Source organism: Stutzerimonas stutzeri (genome assembly GCF_002890915.1).
Taxonomy (GTDB): Bacteria; Pseudomonadota; Gammaproteobacteria; order Pseudomonadales; family Pseudomonadaceae; genus Stutzerimonas; species Stutzerimonas stutzeri_AF.
In genome coordinates this window covers 74,144-100,906 of the sequence record NZ_POUT01000007.1, presented here as the reverse complement: position 1 = coordinate 100,906, position 26,763 = coordinate 74,144, and the positions used below count along the sequence as shown (strand labels likewise).

General features: G+C 68.5%; 22 protein-coding genes and 1 pseudogene. 11 read left to right on the top strand and 12 right to left on the bottom strand.

Translation table 11 applies throughout. From position 1 onward, the window contains the following. Window positions 1–9: 9 nt before the first annotated feature. The 5 genes from miaA to CXK94_RS13480 all read right to left on the bottom strand — a co-directional run bounded on the left by miaA (window position 10) and on the right by CXK94_RS13480 (window position 6,493). Window positions 10–981 carry a tRNA (adenosine(37)-N6)-dimethylallyltransferase MiaA gene (gene miaA, locus CXK94_RS13500; RefSeq protein WP_037041452.1) on the bottom strand — a complete coding sequence of 324 codons (972 nt, stop codon included), beginning with the start codon at window positions 979–981 and terminating at the stop codon, window positions 10–12. Between the two features lie 256 nt (window positions 982–1,237). Then, window positions 1,238–3,115 carry a DNA mismatch repair endonuclease MutL gene (mutL, locus tag CXK94_RS13495; protein ID WP_102894727.1) on the bottom strand — a complete coding sequence of 626 codons (1,878 nt, stop codon included), beginning with the start codon at window positions 3,113–3,115 and terminating at the stop codon, window positions 1,238–1,240. Next, window positions 3,112–4,527, bottom strand: a complete 1,416-nt coding sequence (locus tag CXK94_RS13490) for an N-acetylmuramoyl-L-alanine amidase (protein ID WP_102894726.1) — start codon at window positions 4,525–4,527, stop codon at window positions 3,112–3,114. Before CXK94_RS13490 ends, mutL begins: the two co-directional genes overlap by 4 nt. A gap of 17 nt (window positions 4,528–4,544) precedes the next feature. Next, complete coding sequence (gene tsaE, locus CXK94_RS13485) at window positions 4,545–5,015, bottom strand: tRNA (adenosine(37)-N6)-threonylcarbamoyltransferase complex ATPase subunit type 1 TsaE (protein WP_102894725.1); 471 nt, start codon at window positions 5,013–5,015, stop codon at window positions 4,545–4,547. Next, entirely contained in the window at window positions 5,003–6,493 is a 1,491-nt protein-coding gene (locus tag CXK94_RS13480; protein ID WP_102894724.1) for an NAD(P)H-hydrate dehydratase, read from the bottom strand. Before CXK94_RS13480 ends, tsaE begins: the two co-directional genes overlap by 13 nt. 74 nt (window positions 6,494–6,567) lie before the next feature. Here CXK94_RS13480 and queG point away from each other — a divergent pair, with 74 nt between their 5' ends. Both queG and CXK94_RS13470 read left to right on the top strand, forming a co-directional pair. Next, window positions 6,568–7,656 carry a tRNA epoxyqueuosine(34) reductase QueG gene (gene queG / locus CXK94_RS13475; RefSeq protein WP_102894723.1) on the top strand — a complete coding sequence of 363 codons (1,089 nt, stop codon included), beginning with the start codon at window positions 6,568–6,570 and terminating at the stop codon, window positions 7,654–7,656. A gap of 51 nt (window positions 7,657–7,707) precedes the next feature. After that, window positions 7,708–8,190 carry a YbaK/EbsC family protein gene (locus CXK94_RS13470; RefSeq protein ID WP_102894722.1) on the top strand — a complete coding sequence of 161 codons (483 nt, stop codon included), beginning with the start codon at window positions 7,708–7,710 and terminating at the stop codon, window positions 8,188–8,190. Window positions 8,191–8,196: 6 nt separating this feature from the next. Here CXK94_RS13470 and ftsH read toward each other — a convergent pair whose 3' ends face one another. The 4 genes from ftsH to mpl all read right to left on the bottom strand — a co-directional run bounded on the left by ftsH (window position 8,197) and on the right by mpl (window position 12,711). Next, the gene (ftsH, locus tag CXK94_RS13465) at window positions 8,197–10,026 is read right to left on the bottom strand and encodes an ATP-dependent zinc metalloprotease FtsH (RefSeq protein ID WP_102894721.1); all 1,830 of its coding nucleotides are present in this window, start codon (window positions 10,024–10,026) and stop codon (window positions 8,197–8,199) included. 244 nt (window positions 10,027–10,270) lie between these two features. Continuing rightward, window positions 10,271–10,561 (bottom strand): YceK/YidQ family lipoprotein, encoded by a 291-nt coding sequence (locus CXK94_RS13460; RefSeq protein ID WP_102894720.1) that lies wholly within the window; start codon window positions 10,559–10,561, stop codon window positions 10,271–10,273. Between the two features lies 1 nt (window position 10,562). After that, entirely contained in the window at window positions 10,563–11,192 is a 630-nt protein-coding gene (ubiX, locus tag CXK94_RS13455; protein ID WP_102894719.1) for a flavin prenyltransferase UbiX, read from the bottom strand. Between the two features lie 169 nt (window positions 11,193–11,361). Continuing rightward, window positions 11,362–12,711 (bottom strand): UDP-N-acetylmuramate:L-alanyl-gamma-D-glutamyl-meso-diaminopimelate ligase, encoded by a 1,350-nt coding sequence (mpl, locus tag CXK94_RS13450; protein WP_102894718.1) that lies wholly within the window; start codon window positions 12,709–12,711, stop codon window positions 11,362–11,364. Window positions 12,712–12,969: 258 nt separating this feature from the next. On the opposite strand from mpl, the gene exaC reads away from it, so the two are divergent. The 3 genes from exaC to eutC all read left to right on the top strand — a co-directional run bounded on the left by exaC (window position 12,970) and on the right by eutC (window position 17,123). Next, window positions 12,970–14,490 (top strand): acetaldehyde dehydrogenase ExaC, encoded by a 1,521-nt coding sequence (exaC, locus tag CXK94_RS13445; RefSeq protein WP_102894717.1) that lies wholly within the window; start codon window positions 12,970–12,972, stop codon window positions 14,488–14,490. 278 nt (window positions 14,491–14,768) lie between these two features. Further along, window positions 14,769–16,163 (top strand): ethanolamine ammonia-lyase subunit EutB, encoded by a 1,395-nt coding sequence (locus tag CXK94_RS13440; RefSeq protein WP_102894716.1) that lies wholly within the window; start codon window positions 14,769–14,771, stop codon window positions 16,161–16,163. Window positions 16,164–16,328: 165 nt separating this feature from the next. Continuing rightward, entirely contained in the window at window positions 16,329–17,123 is a 795-nt protein-coding gene (gene eutC, locus CXK94_RS13435) for an ethanolamine ammonia-lyase subunit EutC (protein ID WP_037043531.1), read from the top strand. Window positions 17,124–17,235: 112 nt separating this feature from the next. Here eutC and CXK94_RS13430 read toward each other — a convergent pair. Next, window positions 17,236–17,663, bottom strand: a pseudogene (locus CXK94_RS13430) (RidA family protein). A gap of 9 nt (window positions 17,664–17,672) precedes the next feature. Then, window positions 17,673–18,191 carry a carboxymuconolactone decarboxylase family protein gene (locus CXK94_RS13425; RefSeq protein ID WP_102894715.1) on the bottom strand — a complete coding sequence of 173 codons (519 nt, stop codon included), beginning with the start codon at window positions 18,189–18,191 and terminating at the stop codon, window positions 17,673–17,675. Between the two features lie 144 nt (window positions 18,192–18,335). Between CXK94_RS13425 and sigJ the strand changes: the two genes are divergently transcribed. The 3 genes from sigJ to ppa all read left to right on the top strand — a co-directional run bounded on the left by sigJ (window position 18,336) and on the right by ppa (window position 20,720). After that, entirely contained in the window at window positions 18,336–19,214 is an 879-nt protein-coding gene (sigJ, locus tag CXK94_RS13420) for an RNA polymerase sigma factor SigJ (RefSeq protein ID WP_102894714.1), read from the top strand. Window positions 19,215–19,272: 58 nt separating this feature from the next. Then, window positions 19,273–20,085, top strand: coding sequence for a zinc-dependent peptidase (locus CXK94_RS13415; RefSeq protein ID WP_102894713.1), 813 nt, complete (start codon window positions 19,273–19,275; stop codon window positions 20,083–20,085). Between the two features lie 107 nt (window positions 20,086–20,192). Then, window positions 20,193–20,720 (top strand): inorganic diphosphatase, encoded by a 528-nt coding sequence (ppa, locus tag CXK94_RS13410; protein WP_037043522.1) that lies wholly within the window; start codon window positions 20,193–20,195, stop codon window positions 20,718–20,720. A 79-nt stretch (window positions 20,721–20,799) separates the two neighbouring features. Here ppa and CXK94_RS13405 read toward each other — a convergent pair whose 3' ends face one another. Beyond that, window positions 20,800–22,104 (bottom strand): OprD family porin, encoded by a 1,305-nt coding sequence (locus CXK94_RS13405; RefSeq protein WP_102894712.1) that lies wholly within the window; start codon window positions 22,102–22,104, stop codon window positions 20,800–20,802. A gap of 407 nt (window positions 22,105–22,511) precedes the next feature. Between CXK94_RS13405 and CXK94_RS13400 the strand changes: the two genes are divergently transcribed. From CXK94_RS13400 to CXK94_RS13390, 3 genes are all read left to right on the top strand, one after another. Next, window positions 22,512–23,447 (top strand): ABC transporter substrate-binding protein, encoded by a 936-nt coding sequence (locus tag CXK94_RS13400; RefSeq protein WP_102894711.1) that lies wholly within the window; start codon window positions 22,512–22,514, stop codon window positions 23,445–23,447. After that, window positions 23,441–25,837, top strand: a complete 2,397-nt coding sequence (locus tag CXK94_RS13395; protein ID WP_102894710.1) for a putative bifunctional diguanylate cyclase/phosphodiesterase — start codon at window positions 23,441–23,443, stop codon at window positions 25,835–25,837. The genes CXK94_RS13400 and CXK94_RS13395 overlap by 7 nt, the downstream gene beginning before the upstream one ends. Before the next feature lie 82 nt (window positions 25,838–25,919). Beyond that, window positions 25,920–26,687, top strand: coding sequence for a sulfite exporter TauE/SafE family protein (locus CXK94_RS13390; RefSeq protein WP_102894709.1), 768 nt, complete (start codon window positions 25,920–25,922; stop codon window positions 26,685–26,687). Window positions 26,688–26,763: the final 76 nt, after the last annotated feature.

Here is a 26,763-nt window from a genome sequence, read left to right as displayed (position 1 = left end):
TTTGCGATGTCAGCTCAATATGGTGAGCGATTGCAGGTATTTCAATGCGCGCGGCAGATTGTCGCAGGCCAGGCTATCCAGCCAGTGCGTTTCTCCCCAGCTCCGCAACCAGGTGAACTGCCGTTTGGCCAGTTGTCGGGTCGCGATGATGCCGCGCTGGATCATTTCGTCCCTGGACATGGAACCGTCCAGATACTCCCAGACCTGCCGATAGCCCACCGCTCTCATCGATGGCATGCCGGGATGCAGATCGCCGCGCTGGCGCAAGGCTTCGACCTCTTCGACAAAGCCCTGTTCAACCATATGAATGAAGCGCTGTTCGATGCGCTGGTGCAGGATGTGTCGCTGCGCCGGCGCGATGCTCAGGTGCGCGACAGTATAAGGCAAGACGCCCGCGCCTGGCGTCTGCGCAGCGGCTTTTTGCGACCTTTGTCGGGCGCGGTGCTCGCTCATGGTCAAACCGCTGACCCGATAAACCTCCAGCGCACGCACCAGCCGCTGCGGATCGTTCGGGTGAATCCGCGCAGCCGATTCCGGATCGACCTCGGCAAGCTGCCGGTGCAGTGCCGGCAACCCCTCGGCGGCGGCCTGCGCCTCGAGTTCGGCGCGCAGCGCCGGGTCGGCGCTCGGCATGTCGGCGAGCCCATCGCGTAACGCCTTGAAATACAACATCGTCCCGCCGACCAGCAGTGGAATCCGGCCGGCCGCCGTGATCTCGGCCATGGCCGCCAGCGCATCGTCGGCGAACTCGGCCGCCGAATAGCTCTGCGCCGGATCGCGGATGTCCACCAGCCGATGCGGAAACGCCGCCAGCACCTCGGGCGACGGCTTGGCCGTGCCGATGTCCATGCCACGATAGACCAGCGCCGAATCGACACTGATCAGCTCGCAGGGCAGCACACGGGCCAGCTCCAGGGCAAGATCGGTCTTGCCCGAGGCGGTGGGGCCCATGAGGAAGATGGCGGGAGGCAGGCGGGACATCGGCGGACTCGCAGCGAACGGCCGCATAGTTTCGGGCTGCAAGCTGCATGCTGCAAGCCCGTGTATCTTTGTAGGAGCGAGCCATGCTCGCGATCTCGACCATGCGAAGCTATCGCGGGCATGGCCCGCGCCTACAGCCTGCGTAGGGTGGATGTCGTTTCCCCCTTCCAGCATGGCCCAGCAACGTGACCCGACCTATGGTTGCATGCGAATCAGCCTGCGAGCAGGTCAGCACCCGGCACGCTCGAAGCTGCCCCTATCGCCCGCGCAGGAACAGCTTGTCCAGCTCGTCCATGCCCAGTTGCGTCCAGGTCGGCCGGCCGTGGTTGCACTGGCCGCTGCGCTCGGTGTGTTCCATGTCGCGCAGCAGGGCGTTCATCTCGGGCAGCGTCAGCCGCCGGTTGGCGCGCACCGCGCCGTGGCAGGCCATGGTCGCCAGCAGTTCGTTGAGGTGCGCCTGGATACGGTCGCTGGTGCCGTACTCCAGCAGATCGGCGAGCACGTCGCGCACCAGCTGGGTCGCCTCGGCCTGTTTCAACAGCGAGGGAATCTGGCGGATCGCCAGGGTTTCCGGGCCAAGCCGCTGCAGCTCGAAGCCGAGCTTCTGGAACCACTGCCCGTGCTCCTCGGCGCAATCGGCCTCGCGCTGGCTCACCGCGATGGACTCGGGCACCAGCAGCGGCTGGCCGCGCAGCCCCTCGCTGGCCATGGCGGTCTTCAGCCGCTCGTAGGTGATGCGTTCGTGGGCGGCGTGCATGTCCACCAGCACCATGCCCTGGGCATTCTCGGCGAGGATGTAGACGCCCTTGAGCTGCGCCAGCGCATAGCCCAGCGGCGGCACGTCGTCCTGGCTCGCCGGCAGCGGCGCGGGGCCGGGCTCGGCCAGCGGCGAGAAGAATTCCCGATAGGCGCCCTGGGTTTCGGCGGTATAGCCGCCGGATGCCGGACGCGGCGCCTGGTAGCCGGCCCCTGCCCCGCGCCAGGCCGGCGTCTCGCCCTGGGGCCGCTCGAGCACGCTGGCCGACAGGCTCATCTCGTTCTGCCCGGCGAACTCGCCGGCGGCCAATCCGCTGACCTGGGTCATCGGTGCGACGCTGGCCGGCGCCGCCAACTGGTCTTCCGGACGCACGTCGCCCAATGCGCGGTGCAGGGTACCGTAGAGGAAATCGTGCACCATGCGGCTGTCGCGGAAACGCACCTCGTGCTTGGTCGGGTGCACGTTGACGTCCACCACCGCCGGATCGACATCGAGGAACAGCACGAAGGTCGGATGCCGACCGTTGAACAGCACGTCGCGATAGGCCTGGCGCACCGCGTGGGCGACCAGCTTGTCGCGCACCATGCGTCCGTTGACGTAGAAGTACTGCAGGTCGGCCTGGCTGCGCGAGAAGGTCGGCAGGCCGACCCAGCCCCACAAGCGCAAGCCGTTGCGCTCGATCTCGACGGGCAGTGCCTGTTCGAGGAAGGCCGGTCCGCACACCGCCGCCACCCGCCGCGCTCGCGCGGCGCCGTCGGCGGCCTGGTGCAACGCCAGCACGCCCTTGCCGTTGTGCCGCAGGTGGAAGGCGACGTCGAAGCGCGCCAGCGCCAGGCGCTTGATCACTTCCTGCAGGTGGTCGAACTCGGTCTTCTCGGTACGCAGGAACTTGCGCCGCGCCGGGGTGTTGAAGAACAGGTCGCGCACCTCGACCGAGGTACCGACCGGGTGCGCCGCCGGCTGCACCCGCGCCTCCATCTCGCGGCCCTCGGTTTCCACCTGCCAGGCCTCGCCGGCCTCGGCGGTGCGCGAGGTCAGGGTCAGGCGCGAAACGGAGCTGATGGACGCCAGCGCCTCGCCACGAAAGCCCAGGCTCATCACCCGTTCGAGGTCTTCGAGGTCGCGAATCTTGCTGGTGGCATGGCGCGCCAGGGCCAGCGGCAGGTCGTCCGGCGGGATGCCGCAGCCGTCGTCGCGCACCCGCAGCAGCTTGACGCCGCCCTGCTCGACGTCCACCTCGATGCGCCGGGCACCGGAGTCCAGGCTGTTCTCCAGCAATTCCTTGATCACCGAGGCCGGCCGCTCGACCACCTCGCCGGCGGCAATCTGGTTCGCCAGCCGCGGGCTCAGCAGCTGGATGCGTGGCATCTCGCTCATGGCTGCGCCGCCAGTGTGGTGGCGGGAATCTGCAGGGTCTGGCCGATCTTGATCACGTCGCTGCGCAGGTTGTTGGCGCTGCGCAGGGAGGCCAGGCTGACCTGATAGCGCTGGGCGAGCAGCGCCAGGCTCTCGCCGGAACGCACCACATGCTCACGCGGGCCGCTGGCGACCTTGCCCGAATCGCGCAGCCAGGCGACGTAGCTGCCCGGTGGCGGATTCTCGTGGAAGAACTGCCGCACCCCGCTGTGGATCGAGCGCGCCAGCGCCTGCTGGTGGCTGGCGGTCTGCAGCTTGCGCGCCTCGGAGGGGTTGGAGATGAACCCGGTTTCCACCAGGATCGACGGGATGTCCGGCGACTTCAGCACCATGAAGCCGGCCTGCTCGACCCGGCGCTTGTGCAGCGGGGTGATGCGGCCCATGTTGCTCAGCACCTTCTGCCCGACGTTGAGGCTGGACGACAGCGAGGCGGTCATCGACAGGTCCAGCAGCACGCCGGCGAGCATCTGGTCCTTGTCACCGAGGCTGACGTTGCCGGCGCCACCGATCAGGTCCGAACGGTTCTCGCTGTCGGCCAGCCAGCGTGCGGTCTCCGAAGTGGCGCCGCGATCCGACAGGGCGAACACCGAGGCGCCATAGGCCGCCGAACGCGGCGCGGCATCGGCATGGATCGAGACGAACAGGTCGGCGCCCTTCTTGCGCGCGATCTCGGTGCGCTTGCGCAGCGGAATGAAGTAGTCGCCGGTGCGCACCAGCTCGGCGCGGAAGCCCTTCTCGGCATTGATCTGGCGCTGCAGCTCCTTGGCGATCTGCAGCACCACGTTCTTCTCGTAGACCTTGCCCGGGCCGATGGCGCCGGGGTCCTCGCCGCCATGACCGGCATCGAGGGCGATGACGATATCGCGCTTGCTGCTGGGTACCGCCGGCAGCTTCACCGCCGGCAGTGCCGGCGAGACCGGGGCCGCGGGCGTCGCCGCAGCGGCGGTGACCGGCGGTTCGGCGGCGCCAGGCACGACACTGCCCTGGTCGAACAGGTCGACCACCAGGCGATGGCCGTACTGCTGGTTGGGGGTCAGGCTGAAACTCTTCGGCGACACCGGGGCGTTGAGATCGACCACCACCCGCAGCGTATCGGCGTCGTACTGGCCGGCGCGTAGCGCGGCCACCGGGGTGTTCTGCAGCGGCAACTGATCGAGCGAGGCCTTGAGCGTGGCCCCCGAGACATCGATGACCAGGCGATCCGGCGCGGTGAGGGTGAAGACCTTGTGCTCGACCGGCCCGGACAGGTCGAACACCAGGCGGGTGTTGTCCGGCGCACGCCACAGACGCACGCTCTGCACATCGCTGGCGGCGAAGAGGTCCGCCGCCATGAGCGACAACGCCAGCCCAACGACCAGGGCGCGAATGCGCATACCCAACCCCATGTTATTCATAGCTCTCCATCGGTCAGGGCGGCACACCAGGCTTCGCCCCGCGCGGTGTGGGGCGACAGGCGCAGCGTACGGCCGGCCTCATGCGGCGTAATGGTAATGTCCATGTCCGCCTTTGGCAAAATGCCGACCCCGCGCTCCGGCCATTCCACCAGACACAGCGCATCGCCTTCGAAATAGTCGCGAATGCCGAAGAATTCCAGTTCCTCGGGGTCGACCAGGCGGTAGAGATCGAAGTGGAACACGCGCAGCGCGCCGATCTCGTAGGGTTCGACCAGGGTGAAGGTCGGGCTCTTGACCTTGCCTTCATGGCCGAAGCCGCGAATCAGCCCGCGCGACAGCGTGGTCTTGCCGGCGCCGAGATCGCCGTGCAGGTAGATCACGCCGCGACCGCCGGTCGCCCGGGCGATGCGCGCGCCCACGTCCAGCATCGCCGCCTCGTCTTCGGCGTATAGCGTCACTTCAGGCATGGCGACTGCTCCTCGAGCAACCGGCGGATCACCGGAATCAGATCGCTGGCCGCCAGCCCGCGGCCCTCGCCACCGAGCCGCTCGCCCGCCGCGGCATGCAGCCAGGCCGCCAGGCAAGCCGCCGCGAAGGGCGACAGCGCCTGGGCCAGCAGCGCGCCGACGACGCCGGCCAGCACATCGCCGAGGCCGGCGCTGGCCATGGCCGGATGCCCCCGGTCGCACAGCGCCAGCCGGCCGTCGGGGGCGGCGATCAGCGTGCCGGCGCCCTTGAGCAGTGCCACGCAGCCGTAGCGCCTGGCCAGCTCGCGCACCGCGGCCGGCCGATCGGCCTGCACCTCGGCGGTGGAGCACTGCAGCAATCGCGCGGCCTCGCCCGGATGCGGCGTGATCACGCAGCCGGCTGGCAGTTCGACGCTGCCGCTGGCCAACAGGTTCAGCGCATCGGCATCCCAGGTCTGCGGCACCTCACGCTGCGCCGCCAGCGACAGCAGGCTGCGGCCCCAGGGCGCCTGGCCGAGGCCGGGGCCGACCACCAGCACATCGGCGCGGTCGGCCAGTGCCGTAAGGCCGTAGGTCGACTCGACGCCGTGGCACATGATCTCCGGGCGCCGCACCAGCGACGCCGTGACATGCTCCGGCCGGGTCGCCAGCGTCACCATGCCGGCACCGCTACGCAGCGCCGCCTCGGCAGCGAGCAGCGCGGCGCCGCCGGTGCCGAGATCGCCGCCGATCAACAGCACCTGGCCGAAGCTGCCCTTGTGCGCCACCGGCGAACGTGGTGCGACCCGCGCCAGGGCCGGCCGGTCGAGTCGCACGGCCTCGCTTGCGACCTGCGCGACGACCTGTGGATCGGCCTGCAGGTCGTCGAACACCAGCGCACCGACGCGATCCGGCCCATCCGCGGTGAACAGGCCAAGCTTGAGGCCGATGAAGGTCACGCTGAGCTCGGCACGCACGGCCTGGCCCAGCACCCGCCCGGTATCGGCGCAGAGGCCGGAGGGCAGGTCGATTGCCAATACCGGCAGGCCGCTTTCGTTGATCGCGGCGATGGCGCCGGCATAGGGCTCGCGCACCTCGCCGCTGATGCCGGTACCCAGCAGCGCATCCACCAGCACACCGTGCAGCGGCGCATCCGCACGCCAGGGTTCGATGTGCACGCCGCAGGTGCGCGCCTCGGCGCAGGCCTGCGCGGCGTCGCCCTGCAGCGCCTGCGGCTCGCCCACCGCCAGCACCCGCACCTGCCAGCCGGCGCGCTGGGCCAGCGCCGCGACGAGGTAGCCGTCGCCGGCGTTGTTGCCGCGCCCGGCCAGCACCGTGAGCGCAGCGGCCTGCGGCCAGCGCCGGCGCAGCGCACGCCAGGCGGCATGGGCGGCGCGTTGCATCAGTTCGAAGCCGGGCGTGCCGGCGGCGATCAGGCGCGCATCGAGTTCGCGCACCTGGGCGGCGGTATACAGGGCGACAGGCAGGGCATCGGTCATCGGGGCAGGGATCATCGCGGCGGAATGTCTGGCAGAATTATACGCACCCGCCTACCAAGCCGTCGTACTCTCCGATGTCCAGTGCCGTTCTCGATCCCATCGCCCTCGCCCAGTCCATCAAGGAGTGGGGCCGCGAGCTCGGCTTCCAGCAGGTCGGCATCACCGATGTCGACCTCGGCGAGCACGAGGCGCATCTCGAAGCCTGGCTGGCTGCCGGCTACCAGGGCGAGATGGACTACATGGCGGCGCATGGCAGCAAGCGCTCGCGGCCGGACGAACTGGTGCCCGGCACGCTGCGGGTGATCTCGCTGCGCATGGACTACCTGCCCGGTGACACGCGCATGACGCAGCAGCTGGCCGCGCCGGAGAAGGCCTATGTGTCGCGCTACGCGCTCGGCCGCGACTATCACAAGCTGATCCGCAAGCGCCTGCAGCAACTGGCCGAGCGCATCCAGCAGGTGGTCGGCCCGTTCGGCTTTCGCGCCTTCGTCGACAGTGCGCCGGTGCTGGAAAAGGCCGCCGGGCAGCAGGCCGGGCTCGGCTGGATCGGCAAGAACACCCTGCTGCTCAACCGCAAGGCCGGCAGCTGGTTCTTCCTCGGCGAGCTGTTCGTCGACATCGCCCTGCCGGTCGACGAACCCACCGCGCGCGATCACTGCGGCAGTTGCCACGCCTGCCTGGACGTCTGCCCGACCGAGGCTTTCGTCGGCGAACGGGTGCTGGATGCGCGGCGCTGCATTTCCTACCTGACCATCGAACTGAAAGGGCCGATCCCCGTCGAGCTCCGCTCGAAGATCGGCAACCGCGTATTCGGCTGCGACGACTGCCAGATCGTCTGCCCGTGGAACCGCTTCGCCCGGCCCACCGAGCAGGGCGACTTCCAGCCGCGCCACAGCCTGGACAACGCCGAACTGGCCGCGCTGTTCCGCTGGAGCGAGGAGGAGTTCCTCAGCCGCACCGAGGGCTCGCCGCTGCGCCGCGCCGGCTACGAGCGCTGGCTGCGCAACCTGGCGGTGGGCCTGGGCAACGCGCCGTCGAGCATCCCGGTGCTGGAGGCGCTGCGAGCGCGCCGCGACGATCCCTCGGCGCTGGTGCGCGAGCACGTCGAATGGGCGCTGGCGCAACATGAACGACGGCGCCCGGCCGGCGCTGCGCAGGCTTGACGTAGCAGCGGCGAGTCACAAGGATGGGGGCTTTTCGCAGGAGCCCGCGCCATGAGCCTCGAATCCGTTCGCGCCTTCTTCGCCGAGAAGGCACCGGACATCGCGATCATCGAACTGGACAGCAGCACCGCCACTGTCGCCCTGGCGGCCGAGGCGCATGGGGTCGAGCCGGGCCAGATCGCCAAGACCCTGGCCTTTCGCATCGGCGAGCGCAACCTGCTGGTGGTGGCACGCGGCGATGCGCGCATCGACAACCGCAAGATCAAGGCCGCTTTCGGCGGCAAGGCGAAGATGCTCGACGCCGACAGCGTCGTCGCGCTGACCGGGCATCCGGTCGGTGGCGTCTGCCCGTTCGGCCTGGCCACTTCACTGTCGGTCTACTGCGATGAATCGCTGAAGGCCTTCGACCAGGTGTTACCGGCCGCCGGCGCCATCCACAGTGCCGTACGGATCTGCCCGCAGCGGCTGGCCGAGCTGGCCGACGCCCAGTGGGTGGACGTCTGCCAGGTCGTGGAAAACACCACGGAGGCCTGAACCGCCTCAGGTCGCCGGCTGCGGCTCGAGCCCTGCCAGCACGCGCAGCTCCGCGGCCTCCAGTGTCTCCTGCTGCAGCAGGCGCTGGGCGCAGCGTTCCAGCGATTCGCGGCGCGCCTCCAGCAATGCCAGGCTGCGCTGGAAGGTCGACTGCACCAGCTCCTGCACCTCCTCGTCGATCGCCGTGGCAGTGCTTTCCGCATAGTCGTGCTGCGGCTTGAGGCCGAGCATCGCCTCGTTGCCGAGGAACGAATTGGGTTCGCGTTCCAGCGCCATGTGGCCAAGGCGCTTGGACATGCCGTAGCGGGTGACCATGGCGCGGGCGATGTCGGTGACCTTGGCCAGGTCGTCGGCGGCGCCGGTGGACAGGTGGGAGAACACCAGCCATTCCGCGGCACGCCCGCCGAGTAGCACGGCCATCTTGTTCTCCAGTTCCTCGCGGGTCATCAGGAAGCGGTCCTCGATCGGCCGCTGGATGGTGTAGCCCAGCGCGCCCATGCCGCGCGGGATGATCGAGACCTTGTGCACCGGGTCGACGCCCGGCAGCGCCATGGCCACCAGCGCATGCCCCATCTCGTGGTAGGCGACGATCTCGCGCTCGCGCGGGTTGAGCAGGCGGTTGCGCTTCTCCAGGCCGGCGATGATGCGTTCGATGGCGGCGGTGAAATCCTCCATCGCCACCGCCTCGGCGTTGCGCCGGGTCGCCAGCAGCGTCGCCTCGTTGACCAGGTTGGCCAGGTCGGCGCCAGTGAAACCGGGCGTCAGCGCGGCGATCGCCTGCGGATCGACGTCACTGCCGAGCCGGGCCTTCTTCAGATGTACGGCGAGGATCTGCACCCGGCCGACCTTGTCCGGGCGGTCCACCAGCACCTGGCGGTCGAAGCGGCCGGCGCGTAGCAGCGCCGGGTCGAGGATTTCCGGGCGGTTGGTGGCGGCCAGCAGCACCAGGCCGCTGGAGGTGTCGAAGCCGTCCATTTCCACCAGCAGCTGGTTGAGGGTCTGCTCCTTCTCGTCGTGCCCGCCGGACAGCGGTCCGGCGCCGCGCGCACGGCCGAGGGCGTCCAGCTCGTCGATGAAAATGATCGCCGGCGCCTGCGCACGGGCCTGCTCGAACAGGTCGCGCACCCGCGCGGCACCGACGCCGACGAACATCTCAACGAACTCCGAGCCGGAGATGGAGAAGAACGGCACCTTCGCCTCGCCGGCCACGGCGCGCGCCAGCAGGGTCTTGCCGGTGCCGGGCGGGCCGACCAGCAGCACGCCCTTGGGCATGCGCCCGCCGAGGCGGCCGTAGGTCTGCGGGTCGCGCAGGAACTCGATGATTTCCTTGAGTTCGTCCTTGGCCTCGTCGACCCCGGCAACGTCGGCGAAGGTCACCTTCATGTCGGTCTCGACGTAGACCCGCGCCTTGCTCTTGCCGATCTGCATCATCCCGCCGCCGCCCAGGCCACTGCCGATGCGCCTGAGCAGGAACAGCCAGATGCCGAAGAACAGCGCCGCCGGGATGACCCAGGACAACAGGTCGCGCACCAGCGTGCTCTCCACCTTGCCGGTGTAGCGCACCGGGTACTGCTGCAGATGCTCGGCCAGCCGCGGCTCGACGCGGTTGGCGACGAAGCGCCGCTGGCCGCCCGGCAGCGGCTCCTTGAGCGTGCCCTCGATGCGCCGCTCGGTGATCGCCAGCTCGTCGACGCGGCCCTCCTTGAGGTGCTGCTCGAACTCGCTGTAGGGAATCACCGCCACTTCCTGCTGTATGGACAGCAGGTACTGGATGCCGAGGAACGCCAGGATGGCGATCATCCAGTAGCTCATGTGGAATTGGGCCTGCTCTTTCACCCTGCTCTCCTTATGCTGGCGACCACGCGCAACGCTGTCGGATATCGGCATTATGCCTGCCGAAGGGGCTGTCGGACCGGACGCGGATCAGTGCTTTTAAGCTTGAAACTCAAAAGCATCGCCGCGAGGGCGCGCCTCCCACAGGGTTCGGTGTGCCAGGTTGCTTTTGTGGGAGGCCCGACCTCGGGGCGATGCAGGCCGAAGGACTGCCAAAAAGCCTGAAGCCTGAAGCGTGGCCCCACCGTCAAAGACCACCGCTGACGCCCAGGCTCACGCCCAGCACCGTCGCCAGGGCGAAAGGCAGCAACAGGGTATCCACGACGGCGCTGGCCGGCAGGTCCAGCGCGGGATGCTTCGGCGCCTCGGCACCGAAGCGCTCGACCGGGCAGCAACCGCCATTGAGGCTGTACCAGTCCAGCCGGGTGCCGGAATAGACGATCGGCGCGCCGGGCTTGGCCGCATCCAGGGTGCGCAGCGTCGCGCAGCCGCCGAGCAGGCTCAGCGTCGTCAGCACCAGCAGCGTCCGACCGATCATCTCAGTCGTCGCTGACGATATGGTGCTCACCCCAGCGCGGCAGCATGTCCTGCGGGATATCGAGCAGATTGAGGATGCGCGCGACGACGAAATCCACCAGGTCGTCGAGGGTCTGCGGCTGGTGATAGAAGCCCGGCGAGGCCGGCAGGATCACCGCGCCGAGGTTCGACAGCTTGAGCATGTTCTCCAGGTGAATGCTCGAATAGGGCGCCTCGCGCGGCACCAGGATCAGCTGGCGGCGCTCCTTGAGGGTGACGTCGGCGGCGCGTTCGATCAGGTTGTTGCAGGCGCCGGTGGCGATCGCCGACAGCGTGCCGGTGGAACAGGGAACGACGACCATGGCCGTCGGCGCGCCGGAGCCGGACGCCGGCGGCGCCAGCCAGTCTTCCTTGGCGAACACGCGGATCTGCCCGGCGGCGGCCCCGGTGTATTCGGACAGGAACGCCTGCATCGCCTGCGGCTTGGCCGGCAGCACCACATCGGTCTCGGTGGCCATCACCAGCTGCGCCGCCTTGGAGATCAGAAAGTGCACCTCGCGGTCTTCCTGGATCAGGCAATCGAGCAGGCGCAGGCCGTATTGCGCGCCGGAGGCGCCGGTCATGGCCAGGGTGATGCGTTCCGGTCCGCTCATACAACCTCCAGTCTCGAATCCCAACGCGTGGAAATGCCTTCGGCGATTTCCACCCTACTGCGATGTCGTAGGGTGGAAAACCGCGAAGCGTTTTCCACCGTTAACGCCCGACGTGCGTGCTTTCGTCGCCGCAACCCTACGCGTGGAAAAGCCTTCGGCGTTTTCCACCCTACGCCAGGGCCTCGGCCAGCTTGCCGTGCAGGCCGCCGAAGCCGCCGTTGCTCATGATCACCACCTGGGTACCCGGCGCCGCGTCGGTCTTGACCTTGGCGATGATCGCCTCCAGCGAGTCGCAGACCGTGGTGGCGACCGGCGAGCCGGCCACCGTCGCCGCCAGGTCCCAACCGAGATTCGCCGGCGCATACCAGATCGCCTGGTCGGCCAGCGCTACCGATTCGGCCAGGCCCTCGCGGTGCGCGCCGAGCTTCATCGAATTGGAACGCGGCTCGATCACGGCGATGATCGGCGTGTCGCCCACGCGCTTGCGCAGCCCGTCGAGGGTGGTGGCGATGGCGGTCGGGTGATGGGCGAAATCGTCGTAGAGGGTCACGCCATTGACCTCGGCGACCTTCTCCATGCGCCGCTTGACGCTCTTGAATGCGCTGAGCGCCTCGGCGCCCTGCTTCGGCAGCACGCCGACGTGCCGCGCCGCCGCCAGTGTGGCCAGGGCATTGTCGACGTTGTGCCGGCCAGTCAGCGCCCAGTCCACCACGCCCTGCACGGCACCGTCGAAGATCACCTCGAAGCGCGAGCCGTCGGCGCTGAGCAGGTTGGCCTGCCACTGGCCGCCATCCCCAGTGGTCTGCACCGGCGTCCAGCAGCCCATGTCGATGACGCGCTTGAGCGCTTCTTCCGACTGGGGATGGATGATCAGCCCCTGTCCCGGCACGGTGCGCACCAGATGATGGAACTGCCGCTCGATGGCCGCCAGGTCAGGGAAGATATCCGCATGGTCGAACTCCAGGTTGTTCAGGATCACGGTCCGCGGGCGGTAGTGGACGAACTTGCTGCGCTTGTCGAAGAAGGCGCTGTCGTACTCGTCGGCCTCGACCACGAAGAACGGCGTGCCGCCCAGCCGCGCGGAAATGCCGAAGTTCTGCGGCACCCCGCCAATCAAGAAACCCGGGCTCATGCCGGCATGCTCCAGCACCCAGGCCAGCATGCTGCTGGTGGTGGTCTTGCCATGGGTGCCGGCGGCGGCCAGCACCCAGCGACCCTGCAGCACGTGGTCGGCCAGCCACTGCGGGCCGGAGACGTAGGGCAGGCCCCTGTTCAGCACGTGCTCCACCGCCGGATTGCCGCGCGACAGCGCGTTGCCGATCACCACCAGGTCCGGCGCCGGCTCCAGGTGCGCCGGATCGTAGCCCTGCATCAGTTCGATGCCCTGGGCTTCGAGCTGGGTGCTCATCGGCGGGTAGACGTTGGCGTCGGAGCCGGTGACGCGATGGCCGAGTGCTTTGGCGAGCACCGCCAGCGAACCCATGAAGGTGCCGCAGATGCCGAGAATATGGATGTGCATGAGTGACCTCGAAAAGCGCCGCTGTCGAGCCCGCCGGAAGTGCTCCGACCCTCATCGACGGGCTGATGGATTGCGCCGCAGATTAGCACAGCGCACCCGCTACGGCGCCTGCTCCGCCTTGTCCGCGGCGCTGGCCGGCCATGGCGACAGCCCACCGGCGGCGACGCGCCGCACGTCGCTCAGGGAGCCGACCAACGGGCCTTGATCTACGCTGAATCCACAGCAGTCCACCACTATTACAAAATCCGGAGACTCGTCATGCGCTACGCCCATCCCGGCACCGAGGGTGCCAAGGTCAACTTCAAATCCCGCTACGGCAACTACATCAATGGCCAGTTCGTCGAGCCGGTGGGCGGCCAGTACTTCACCAACCTGTCGCCGGTCAACGGCCAGCCGATCGCCGAGTTCCCGCGCTCCGACGCCGCCGACATCGACAAGGCGCTGGACGCCGCCCACGCCGCGGCTGACGCCTGGGGCAAGACCAGCGTGCAGGCACGCTCGCTGATCCTGCTGCAGATCGCCGACCGCATCGAGCAGAACCTCGAACTGCTGGCCATCACCGAGACCTGGGACAACGGCAAGGCCGTGCGCGAAACGCTGAACGCCGACATCCCGCTGGCCGCCGACCACTTCCGCTATTTCGCCGGTTGCATCCGTGCCCAGGAAGGCACCGCCGCCGAGATCGACGAGCACACCGCCGCCTATCACTTCCATGAACCGCTGGGCGTGGTCGGGCAGATCATCCCGTGGAACTTCCCGATCCTGATGGCCGCCTGGAAGCTCGCCCCGGCGCTGGCCGCCGGCAACTGCGTGGTGCTCAAACCGGCCGAGCAGACCCCACTGGGCATCAACGTGCTGCTCGAATGCATCGGCGACCTGCTGCCGCCGGGCGTGCTCAACGTGGTGCACGGCTACGGTCGGGAAGCCGGCGAAGCGCTGGCCTCGAGCAAGCGCATCGCCAAGATCGCCTTCACCGGCTCCACCCCGGTGGGCTCGCACATCATGAAGCGCGCCGCCGAGCACATCATCCCGAGCACCGTGGAGCTGGGCGGCAAGAGCCCGAACATCTACTTCGAGGACATCATGCAGGCCGAACCGTCCTTCATCGAGAAGGCCGCCGAGGGGCTGGTGCTGGGCTTCTTCAACCAGGGCGAGGTGTGCACCTGCCCGTCGCGGGCGCTGGTGCAGGAATCGATCTACGCGCCCTTCATGGAAGCGGTGATGGCCAAGGTCACGCAGATCAAGCGCGGCGACCCGCTGGACACCGAGACCATGGTCGGCGCCCAGGCCAGCCAGCAGCAGTTCGACAAGATCATGTCCTACCTGGAGATCGCCCGCGAGGAAGGCGCCGAGGTGCTCACCGGCGGCGCCGCCGAGGCGCTCGAAGGCTCGCTGGCGACCGGCTATTACATCCAGCCGACGCTGCTCAAGGGCACCAACAAGATGCGCGTGTTCCAGGAGGAGATCTTCGGCCCGGTGATCGGCGTTACCACCTTCAAGGACGAGGCCGAGGCGCTGGCCATCGCCAACGACACCGAGTACGGCCTCGGCGCCGGTGTCTGGACCCGCGACATCAACCGCGCCTACCGCATGGGCCGCGGCATCAAGGCCGGCCGGGTGTGGACCAACTGCTACCACCTGTACCCGGCGCACGCGGCGTTCGGTGGCTACAAGAAGTCCGGCGTCGGCCGCGAGACGCACAAGATGATCCTCGACCACTACCAGCAGACCAAGAACCTGCTGGTCAGCTACGACATCAATCCATTGGGCTTCTTCTAGGCCACGGCGAAACGTAGGAGCCGGCTTGCTGGCGATCAGCGATACCGAGCCGCCATGATCGCCGGCAAGGACTCGGCGTCCCCCCGGCCCCTACAGGCCCAGTGATGCCGCTCGAACCAGACGCCACGTGGCATCGCTGTGGTGCCGGTCGGGCACATGCGGCGCCGCGCTGGTGCAGCGCTCCTCGCCTCGGCAGGGGCCGCCCTGCAAACGACGCCAGGAGAACGCAGGGCACAGGCTTTGCTTGGGCAATCCGTACTGTATCGACGGAGATCGCGATGGCCGGCTTTACCCATGGTGTCGGCGGCACCACCTGGCGCTTCGACAGCCTGCGCGAACTGCTGGCCAAGGCCAGCCCGGCGCGTTCCGGCGACTGCCTGGCCGGTATCGCCGCCGGCAGCGATGCCGAGCGCGTCGCGGCGCAGATGTGCCTGGCCGAGGTGCCGCTCAGGCGCTTTCTCGACGAGGCGCTAATCCCCTACGAAAGCGACGAGGTGACCCGCCTGATCATCGACGGCCACGACGCGGCCGCCTTCGCCCCGGTCGCCCACCTCACCGTCGGCGACTTCCGCGACTGGCTGCTCGGCGACGCGGCGGACGAAACCACGCTGGCCGCCCTGGCACCGGGGCTGACGCCGGAAATGGTCGCCGCGGTCTCCAAGCTGATGCGCGTGCAGGACCTGATCCTGGTGGCGCAGAAGGTCCGCGTGGTCACGCGCTTTCGCAACACCATCGGCCTGCGCGGGCGGATGTCCACCCGCCTGCAGCCCAACCACCCCACCGACGACGGCGCCGGCATCGCCGCGAGCATCCTCGACGGCCTGCTCTACGGCAACGGCGACGCGGTGATCGGCATCAACCCGGCCACCGACAACACCCAGGGCATCTGCGAGCTTTTGAAGATGCTCGACGCCATCATCCAACGCTACGAAATTCCGACCCAGGCCTGCATCCTCACCCACGTCACCACCTCCATCGCGGCCATCGAGCGCGGCGCGCCGGTGGACCTGGTGTTCCAGTCCATCGCCGGCAGCGAGGCGGCCAACGCCAGCTTCGGCATCAGCCTGGCGACCCTGCAGGAAGGCTACGCGGCCGGCCTGTCGCAAAAGCGCGGCAGCCTGGGCGACAACCTGATGTACTTCGAGACCGGCCAGGGCAGTGCGCTCTCGGCCAACGCCCACCACGGCGTCGACCAGCAGACCTGCGAGGCCCGCGCCTATGCGGTGGCCCGTCAGTTCAAGCCGCTGCTGGTGAATACAGTGGTCGGCTTCATCGGCCCGGAGTATCTCTACGACGGCAAGCAGATCATCCGCGCCGGGCTGGAGGACCACTTCTGCGGCAAGCTGCTCGGCGTGCCCATGGGTTGCGACATCTGCTACACCAACCACGCCGAAGCCGACCAGGACGACATGGACATGCTGCTGACCCTGCTCGGCACGGCCGGCATCAACTTCATCATGGGCATCCCCGGTTCCGACGACGTGATGCTCAACTACCAGACCACCTCCTTCCACGACGCGCTCTATGCCCGCCAGGTGCTGGGCCTGCGGCCGGCGCCGGAGTTCGAGGAATGGCTGGCGAAGATGGACATCCTGCGCCAGGACGGCAACCGCCTGCGGCTCGGCCGGGAACTGCCCGAACCCTTCCGCCGGGCGCTGGAGCGGCTGGCGTGACGAGCCGGACCGCAAGGACCACAATTCGCGCCAACCGCTCAATCGGTGGAAAACGCTGCGCGATTTTCCACCCTACGCCGGCGCACCTCACCGCAGCCGTAGGGTGGAAAACGACCGCAGGTCTTTTCCACGCGTCTCGCCGTGATACCTGAAAACGAGGTAGCCATGTCCGACCGCTCCCCCGCCACCGAAAACCCCTGGCAGCATTTGCGCCAGCTCACCCCGGCGCGCATCGCCCTCGGCCGCGCCGGCACCAGCCTGCCCACCGCGGCGCAGCTGGATTTCCAGTTCGCCCATGCCCAGGCGCGCGACGCCGTGCACCTGCCGCTCGATTGCGCGGCGCTGGCCGGCGAACTGCAACGGCACGACCTGGAATATCTGCACCTGCACAGCGCCGCCGCCGACCGGCAGACCTACCTGCAGCGCCCGGACCTCGGCCGCCGCCTGGATGCGGCCAGCGCCACGGCGCTCGACGCGCGTGCCGGCGAGGGCTGCGATCTCGCCCTGGTGATCGCCGACGGCCTGTCCGCCCTCGCCGTGCAGCGCCATGCCTTGCCGATGGCCCTGAAGATCGCCGAGCACTGCCGCACCGAGGGCTGGTCGCTCGGCCCGATCGCCCTCGTCGAGCAGGGCCGGGTCGCCGTCGCCGACGAGATCGGCCAGCGCCTGCGGGCGCGCATGGTAGTGATCCTGCTCGGCGAGCGCCCCGGGCTCAGCTCGCCGGACAGCCTCGGCCTGTACTTCACCTGGGCGCCGCGGGTCGGCCGCCACGATGCGCAACGCAACTGCATCTCCAACATCCGCCCCGAGGGGTTGAGCTACAACCTGGCCGCCCACCGCCTGCTCTACCTGATGCGCGAAGCCTGCCGCCGCCAGCTCTCCGGCGTGCAACTCAAGGACGAGGCCGAGCTGCCGACGCTGGAGGGCGCGCCCGGCGCCGGCAACTTCCTGCTCGGCTGAGCCGCTTCAGGCCGTGGCTAGCATGCGGGCTCACGCCGAGCGCGCCGCTCCGCACATCGCTCTGCGAAGACCTGCCAGCCCGCCCACGGCGGTAGGCTCGTGGCGGCACGCCCTACGCGTCCGGCAGCACCAGCACCGCCTCGATCTCGAACAGCATGCCGTCCAGCGCCAGGAGCGGCACCGGGATCAGCGTGCAGGCCGGCTTGGGTTGCGCCCCCAGCGCGCGCACCAGCTCCTCGCCGAATACCTGCAGGCGCGCCTCGCTATGGTCGACGACGAGCACGCCGAGCCTGGCGATTCGGTCCGGCGTGCCGCCCACCGCTTCGATGGCAATGCACAGGTTGGCCAGGGCCTGGCGCACCTGCTCGCGGAAATCGGTGGACAGTCGGCCGTCGGCGGTTTCGCCGCCCTGCCCGGCGATAAAGGCGATCCGCGCCCGGGTGGCAACAGGGCCACGTGGGAATAGCCGTTGGGCGCCGGGTCGTAGAGCCCCGGTGGATTGAGCAATGTCAGGCCGCTGCGGCCCGCGAGCGAGTTCATGGCGTGCTCCTATCGATCGTTGTTGCGCAGGTCGGCGAAACGTTCCAGCGCGTGGCCCAGTGCCGCGTCGAGATCGCCGGACCGGTACTGCCCCGGTTCGCGGCCGAAGGCAATGTTGAGCCGGTTCCAGCCGTTGATGACGATGATGGCGAAGGTCAGCCGAGTAATCGCGCGAGGCGAGAAATGCTCGGCCAGTTCACCGTAGCAACGGTCGAGGGTTTCGCCAGCCGGCAGTCGGGTGAGCGCCTCGGTCCAGGCCAGCGCCGCCCGCTCGGCCGGGCTGTAGACGTTGGCCTCGCGCCAGGCCGGCAGCAGATGCAGGCGCGGCAGCGGCGTATCCAGCGCCAGCAGGTCCTTGCTGTGCATGTCGATGCAATAGGCACAGCCATTGAGCTGCGAGGCGCGCAGCTCAATCAGCGCCAGCAGCTGCGGCTCCAGGTCGGATTCGCGCAGGTAGCCGCTGATGGCCGTCAGCGCCTGCAGCGGCAGTGGGTCGGCATGCTTGAGGTAATCGAGTCGAAGGGTCATGGCGTACTCCAGCGTATGTCGGAAGCGACACGACCAGGACGCAGCCCGGAGGCAATCTGTGACAGCGCGCCTCTTCCGCCGGAGGGCTGTCACAGCGCGCCGCGCCGCTGCGTCCATACTGGACGCACAAGACGAGGAACCACCGTGCAAGACAAGGCCGATTTCTATCAAAGGCTGCGCCCCAAGCTGCTGGGCCTGGCGTACCGTCTGCTGGGCAGCCGGGTCGATGCCGAAGACCTGCTGCAGGACGCCTGGTTCAAGTGGAGCGAGGCCGCCCCGGCAACGATTCGTGATGCCGAGGCCTGGCTGGTCACCGTGGTGACCCGGCTGGGCATCGATCAGCTACGCCAGCGCCGCGCCCGCCGCGAAGACTATTTCGGCCCCTGGTTGCCCGAACCGCTGCTGGGGCTGGGCGACAACGAGGCCGAGCGATTGCTCGACCGGCATGGCGACCTCTCCATGGCCTTCATGGTCGCGCTGGAGCGGCTGGCGCCCGAGGAGCGCGCGGCCCTGCTGTTGCGCGAGGTGTTCGACTGCAGCCATGACGACATCGCCGAGGTGCTGGGCAAGAGTACGGTGGCCAGCCGGCAGATCGTCAGCCGGGCGCGCAAGCGGGTGCGCGACGAGCAACCGCGCTTCAGCGTCGACCGCCAGGCCCACCGGCGGCTGGTCGAGCGATTCGCCGAGGCCCTGCTCGGGCAGGACAGCGACGCCTTCGTCAGCCTGCTGGCCGAGGAAGTGAACTGGATCGCCGATGGCGGTGGCCGGACCACCGCCGCCTCCAAGGTGGTGCGTGGCATCCGCGCCGCCACACGCCTGGCCAACGGCATCGCCCGGCGCGCCGCCGGCCAGTGGAGCGCCCACATCGAGAACATCAACGGCGAACCCGGCGTCGTCGTGCGTTGCGGCACACAGATCCGCGCCGCGATGACGCTGGTCAGCGACGGCCAGCGCATCCTGCGCATCTATTCGGTGGTCAACCCGGACAAGCTGGGGCCGGCGGCACGGCAACCGGCGTACTGACTTGTCGCCCGCCGGCCGCGCGCTTAATGTGGTCGCCCTTCCGGCAGGAACCTCGTCCATGTGGTCATTACGCGCCTGGCAGCGCAAACGCATCCTCGCCCGCAACCCGGTCGATGCCGACCTGTGGCAGCGGGTGCTCGACAGCCTGCCGATCCTCGATGGCCTGGGCGACGACGAACTGGCCCGCCTGCGCGAGCGCGCTGTGCTGTTCCTGCACGACAAGCGCCTCACCGCGCTGCCGGGCGTCGAACTGCAAGCCGAGGGCCGCCTGCGCCTGGCGCTGCAGGCCCAGCTGCCGCTGCTGCACCTGGCTGATCTCGGCTGGTACCGCGGCTTCCACGAGATCGTCATCTACCCGGACGACTTCCTCAGCCCGCAGAAGCACCGCGACGCCGCTGGCGTCGAGCACGAGTGGGACGCCGAGCACAGCGGCGAGGCCTGGCTGCAGGGCCCGGTGATCCTCGCCTGGCCCGGCGTGCAGGAAAGCGGCGGCTGGGAAGGCTACAACCTGGTGATCCACGAGCTGGCGCACAAGCTGGACATGCTGGGCGGCGACGCCAACGGCCTGCCGCCGCTGCACCGTACCATGCGCATCGACGCCTGGGCCGGCGCCATGCAGGGCGCCTACGACCAGCTCAACGCCGTACTGGATGCCGACCCGGAGGCCGAGACGCCGATCGATCCCTACGCCGCCGAGGACCCGGCCGAATTCTTCGCCGTCACCAGCGAATACTTCTTCAGCGCACCGGACCTGCTGCACGCCGCCTTCCCCGAGGTGTACCGCCAGCTCGCCGCGTTCTACCGGCAGGATCCGCTCGCCCGCCTGCAGCGGCTGCAGGCCGAACACGCGGACTACAGGGAACCTGCCTGAGCCGGCGCCGTCGAAGCCGGCGTGGCAATGCAGGCGCCAATGCGCCTATAATCGCGCCCACTTTTTTAGCCCCAGGCCGCGCTGGCCGATCACGGAGCCCATCGTTCATGAGCTACAGCAAAGTCCCGGCTGGCAAAGACCTGCCGAACGACATCTACGTCGCCATCGAGATCCCGGCCAACCACGCGCCGATCAAGTACGAGATCGATCACGACACCGACTGCCTGTTCGTCGACCGCTTCATGGCCACCCCGATGTTCTACCCGGCCAACTACGGTTTCATCCCGCACACCCTGGCCGACGACGGCGACCCGCTGGACGTGCTGGTGGTGACCCCCTACCCGGTCGCCCCGGGCTCGGTCATCCGCTGCCGCCCGGTCGGCGTGCTGAACATGACCGACGAAGCCGGCGGCGATGCCAAGCTGATCGCCGTTCCCCACGACAAGCTGAGCCAGCTGTACGTGGACGTGAAGGAATACACCGACCTGCCCGCCCTGCTGCTCGAGCAGATCAAGCACTTCTTCGAGAACTACAAGGATCTCGAGAAGGGCAAGTGGGTCAAGGTCGAGGGCTGGGGCAACGCCGACGAAGCCCGCGCAGCAATCACCAAGGCGGTTGCGGCCTACCAGAAGTAAGCCAACGCCACCCCCTGAAAGCCGGCCACAAGCCGGCTTTTTTATGCCCGCAGGTTTATCCGCCGCCCGCGGGGCACGTTCAGAGCCAGCCCTTGAGGGGGTATTCGAAGACCAGGTAGAGGCGGTCGATGTCAGCCCCGGCCTGGGCGTCGTTGCCGCGATGGCTGACATGCGCCAGGTTCAGGCTGAGGTCCTTCGCCGGACCGGACGGGACGACGTAGCGCAGGTCCAGGTCGCGCTCCCAGTGGCGCCCGCCCCTGCCCTGCTGCGGGACGGGCAGGCCGCTGAGCGGGTCCAGCGGGTTGTAGGCGCCGCCGACCGGCGCCTTGCTGCCGTCGATGCCGCGCCCGCTGACATAGCGCGCCATGAAGGTCAGGCCGGGAATGCCGAAGGTCGCCAGATCCAGGTCATAGCGGGCCTGCCAGGAACGCTCGTGCGGGCCGTTGAAGTCGGCATACTTGATCGAATTGGCCAGGTAGATCGAGTCGCCGCCGACGAAATCGAACGGCGTGTCGCCGCGCACCTGCTGGAAGGCGACGCTGAACGCCTGGCTGCCGAGCCGGTACCTGGCCAGCAGGCTCCAGGCCAGGGTATCGATGTCGCCGGCGCGGGCGGCGCCCTGTTCGCGGGTCTTGTAGAGGTTGCCGTCGAGCGTCACGGCACCCTGCTGGTAGCTCAGGTTGAGGTAGCCCTGGCGCCAGGTGTCGTCCAGTTGCGCGGCGTAGAGCGCGGCGCCGAACGGCGCATCGCTGACGAGGCGGGCGCCGACGAAGCCGATCGCGCTGTCGCGGGTGGACGCCCCGTAGCCGTCGAAATCGCCGTGCCCGGAACTGGCGTTCTGGTTCTTGAAGCGGGTGAACCGCCCCGCCTGCAGGTGCAGGTTGGCGAGATCCTCGCTGTCGAGCAGCAAACCGCTGGCGTATTCGGGCTGCAGGCGCTTGTCGCCCGTGTCGAACACCGGCGTCTCGACGATCATCTCGCCATAGCGGAGCAGGCTTTGCCCCAGACGCAGCTTCAGCGCCGCGCCGGCGCTGGAATAGTCGTCGACGGCGCGGCCATCGCCATCGCGCGGCAGCAGGCCTGTGCCGGCGTGCCCACGGCCGCCGTCCAGCTTGAGGCCGAGAAAACCATGGGCGTCGACGCCCAGGCCGAGGGTGCCGGGAGTGAATCCCGACGTGACCTCGGCGATGAAGCCTTGCGCCCACTCCTGCTGGTAGCTCTGGCCAGAGCCGGAAGGGCTGCGGAAATCGTTGTGCAGGAAATAGTTGCGCCCCAGCAGGGACCAGGCGGCATTGTCGCCGGACGGGCTGACAGGAACCGCCCAGGCCTCGAACGTGGCGGCCAGTAGTGCCGGCAAAACCAGACGTTGTACGGCCAGGGCCATGCCTGCCAGCCTCCTCGGGAAGAAAACGGGCCGGAAGCCGGCTCGCTGGTGATGACCAACCATAGCCGATCAGAAGGCGAAGCAGGAGCAACCGAAGGCGCCCCAGAAGCCCGGGTACTCGCTGACCGGCACTCTCGCCAGGCCCACCCGCCATGCTGCTGGGCATGGACGGCACAGGCGCCGACGACACTACCCTGCGCGCATCATGCGGGGCAGCGCTTCCAGCACCTCGGCCTATATGCAGAGCGCGTCATTTGGCCGCTGCGATCCAGGCCAAGCAATAGCTGCAGGGCCGCGGCCTAAGCCCTCGTGTAGCATTTCAAAAGATTTCACACACAGACAAAGGGGGGATTTCCTCGCCTCATCGGCTCGGCTATGGTGGCGTTCAAACATCATGGACGTGACCGATGAGTCGGGCTCTTCTCTTGCTTGTCTGCATGACCCTGCTGGGCTGCCAACCGCAGGCGGATTCCCTGCGCATCGGGACCAACCGCTGGCTCGGTTATGCCCCGTTGTACCTGGCCGACGACCTGGGCTGGACGGCCCCCAGCGGCCTGCGCCTGGTCGAGTACCCAAACACCACCGGTGTGCTGCGCGGCTTTCGCAACGGCTTGCTGGATGCGGCGATGCTGACCCTCGACGAAACCCTCGCCCTGCAGGACAGCGCCGGCGAACTGGACCTGGAAATCATCCTGGTCAGCGATGTATCGGCGGGCGCCGACGTGCTGTTCGCCCGCGCGCCGGTGACCACCCTGCGGGATCTCAAGGGCCGGCGCATCGGCGTGGAAAACACCGCGCTGGGCGCCTACATCCTCTCGCGGCTCCTCGATCAGGCGCAGTTGCACATCGACGATCTGAGCGTGGTCAGCCTGCCGGTGCACGAGCAGGCCGCGGCGTTCACCGCCAACCGTGTCGACGCCGTGATCAGCTTCGCCTCGGAAGGTCCGGTGCTGGAAGCCCAGGGCGCCCGGCGAATCTTCGACAGCCGCCTGCTGCCAGGCGAGATCGTCGATGTCATGGTCATCGACCGTCGACGGGTCAGCGCCGAACAGCGCAGGCGGCTCAAGGCGCTCTGGCTCGATGCGCTGCGCACCTGGCAGGAAACCCGCGATGAGAGCGATCCACGCCTGCGCAAGCGCCTGGGCCTGAGCGCCGAAGCCCTGCAGGTCACCCTCGATGGCCTGCTCATGGGCGATGCCCCGCTCAACCGCGAGTGGTTCGAGGGCGGCCAGCTGAAGCGCAGCATCGAGCAACTGAGCCAGTACATGAGCGAGCGGCGCCTGCTGAGCGGTACCGGCCGGGCCGACGGGCTCATCGCCCGCTGCGGGGTGAGTGCATGCTGACGCAACTGTCGCTACGCAAGTCGCTGCCATTGCTACTGGGGCTCTTCGGGCTGCTATTCACCATCCTGCTGACCGCCTGGCACCTGCCCACGCGGATCGAAGAGACCCTGACCCACTGGCGCAACCACACCCATCAGCATTTCAGCCTGCTGCAGAGCAGCCTGAGCGACCACCGCCGCCTGGGGCGCAACGCCGAACTGGAAACCGAGCTGGCCGACCTGGCCAGCCTGCAAGGGGTGCGCTGGGCGATGGTCATCGACCAGCAACTGCAGGTGATCGCCACCACCCGCCTGGGCCTGGATCCACGGCAGCTCAGCCTGATCACGCCCGCCGAGCTCGGCGGCTACGTGGGTAATGGCCGCGCCGGCTGGATCGGCCAAGCCCCCGATCGGCAGCTGGCCATCTACCCGCTGGACCGGGTCGCGGACGATGGCACGCCGCTGCGCGAAGCCCTGCTGGTGGAATACGATTTCACCCCGACTCTCGCCCAGACCAAGTACGAGGCCTGGTTCTACCTGGCCCAGACCCTGGCCCTGCTGCTGTTGCTCGGCCTGGTCCTCAATCTGCTCTACAACCGCCTGCTCACCCGCCGCCTGGCACGCATCGACCAGGCCGCCCGCCGCTTCGCCGTCGACCAGCAGCCGCAGCCGCCGGCAATCGGCGGCCGCGATGAAATCGGCCGGCTCGCCGCCACCCTCAGCCGCATGATGCGCCAGCTGCATGAGCGGCAACTGGCGCTGAGCGAAAACGAGCAACTGATGCGCGACCTGATCGACACCGCCCCGGTCGGCATGCTGGTGGTCGACCGGCAGCTGCGCGTCCAGCAGGCCAACCCGGCCGCCGCCGCCCTGTTCGGCTGCACGCCCGCCGAGCTGGTGGGCAACCTGCCCGCCGACCGTCTGGCCGAGGCCGACGCCGCCGCCCGCATCCTGGGTACGCCGCTCAACACGCCGCTCGAGCTCAGCGGCCGGCGCCACGGCCATGAAGTCCCGCTGGAGATCACCTGCACGCCGTTCCAGCGCGCCGGTGCGCAGCACTACCTGATCCTGCTGCGCGATATCGGCGATCGCCTGCGCGCCGAACAGCGCCTGCGCTTCCTGGCGCATTTCGACCCCCTCACCCAGCTCGCCAACCGCCATTACCTGGTGCAGCGCATGGAGCAGCTGCTCACCGCCCGGCTTCCGCTGAGCCTGCTCTACCTCGATCTCGACCACTTCAAGCGCATCAACGACACCCTCGGCCACGAGATCGGCGACAAGCTGCTGGTACAGATCGGCGAGCGTCTCAGCCGCCTGGCGCCGCCCCCCGCGCTGCTGGCCCGCTCCGGTGGCGATGAATTCATGGTGCTGCTCGAGGGCTGGCGCATCGAGCAGGCCGAGCAACTGGCGCAGCGCATCGTCGAGGGCTTCAGGCCGCCGGTGCGGATCGGCCAGTACGAGTGCTTCGTCAGCCCGAGCATCGGGGTTGCCGAAAGCGATGGCCGGCACAGCGTCAACGACCTGCTCAAGCAGGTCGACCTGGCGCTGTACGCGGCCAAGGACGCCGGCCGTAACTGCACCGCCAGCTACAGCGAGGAACTCAGCGCCGCCGCTGCCCGCCGCCGGCAGCTGGAGCAGGCCCTGCGCCGCGCGCTCGACCAGCAGGAGTTCGTGTTGCACTACCAGGCGCAGGTCAACACCCAGGGCGAGCCCGAGGTGATGGAGGCATTGCTGCGCTGGTGCTCGCCGGAACGCGGGCTGGTGCCGCCGGGGGAATTCATCCCGGTGCTCGAAGACAGCGGCCTGATCATCGAGGCGACGCGCTGGGTGTTCCGCGAAGCCTGCCGCCAGGCACGGCAGTGGCATGACATGGGTCATGCGCTGCGCATAGCGGTCAACCTGTCGCCGCTGGATTTCCGCCAGGCGGACCTGGCCGGCAGCCTGCTGGCCATTCTCGAAGAAGAAGGCACGCCGCCGCACCTGCTGGAGCTGGAGATCACCGAAAGCGCGCTGCTGGAAGCCGACGAACACGTGCAGCAGACGCTCACGCGCCTCAAGGCCGCCGGCATGCCGCTGCTGCTGGACGACTTCGGCACCGGCTATGCCTCGCTGACCTATCTGCAGCGCTTTCGTTTCGATGGCATCAAGATCGACCGCGAGTTCGTCGCCGGCCTGCCGGACAGCGAACAGTCGGTCGCGCTGGTGCGCGGCATCCTGACCATGGCCAGCCATCTCGGCCTGCACGTGGTCGCCGAAGGCGTCGAGAACGAGCGCCAGGCGGCCTTCCTGCGCCTCAACGGCTGCCCCAGCCTGCAGGGCTACCACTATGCTCGCCCACTGCCTGCGGAACAGTGCCGGCTGGCGCGCCGGGGGCCGCTGCCGGTCAACCTGCAGTTGCCGCTGGACGGCTGACCCGGGCCGAGCGCCGTACGAGACGCTGGCCGGAAGACCATGGCTTGGATACCCTGCATCCTTTTGGTGCATGGATAGCTAAATGGTGTTCGAGATTCTGCTACTGATCGCCGCCGGTTTCGCCGCGGGTGGAATGAATGCCCTCGCTGGCGGCGGTACCTTTTTCTCCTTCCCCGCCCTGCTCGCCATCGGCCTGCCGCCGGTGACCGCCAACGCCACCAATGCCGTGGCACTCTGGCCGGCCAGCCTCGCCGGCGCCTGGGCCGCGCGCGCGAGCCTGCGCCCGCTCGGGCCGTACCTGCTGCCGCTGCTGCTGGCTGGCCTGGCCGGCGGCCTGCTCGGTGGCCTGGCCTTGCTGGCCGGCGGCGACGACGTCTTCAGCCTGCTGATTCCCTGGCTGCTGTTGCTGGCCACCGCGCTGTTCACCGCCAGTCCCTGGCTCAGCCGCTGGTTGGCAGCGCGGCGCCGGGAAGCGAGCGCGGTGCCGCCGCACTCCACCGGCTCGATGGCGGCCCATGGTCTGGTCTCGATCTACGGCGGCTACTTCGGCGCCGGCATGGGCATCCTGCAACTGGCGGCCTTCTCCATCGAGGGCCATCAGCTGGTGCGCGCCAACGCGCTGAAGAACCTGATCTCGGCGGTGATCTACAGCGTCGCCAGCATCACCTTCATCGTCGCCGGCCGGGTCAGCTGGTACGAGCTGCTGATCCTGCTCGGCGGCGCCACCCTCGGCGGCTACGCCGGCGGCGCGCTCAGCCAGAAACTGCCGGCCACCTGGCTGCGCGCCTTCGTCATCCTGGTCGGCAGCGGCATGACCCTCCATTACTTCTGGGCCACCTACGCCGGCTGAGCGCCTTGCCGGTGGCGAACCTTGTGGCTGCGCCGGGCCTTCTTTGCTAATGTCGCGCCCGGTTCAGACTCGCCGC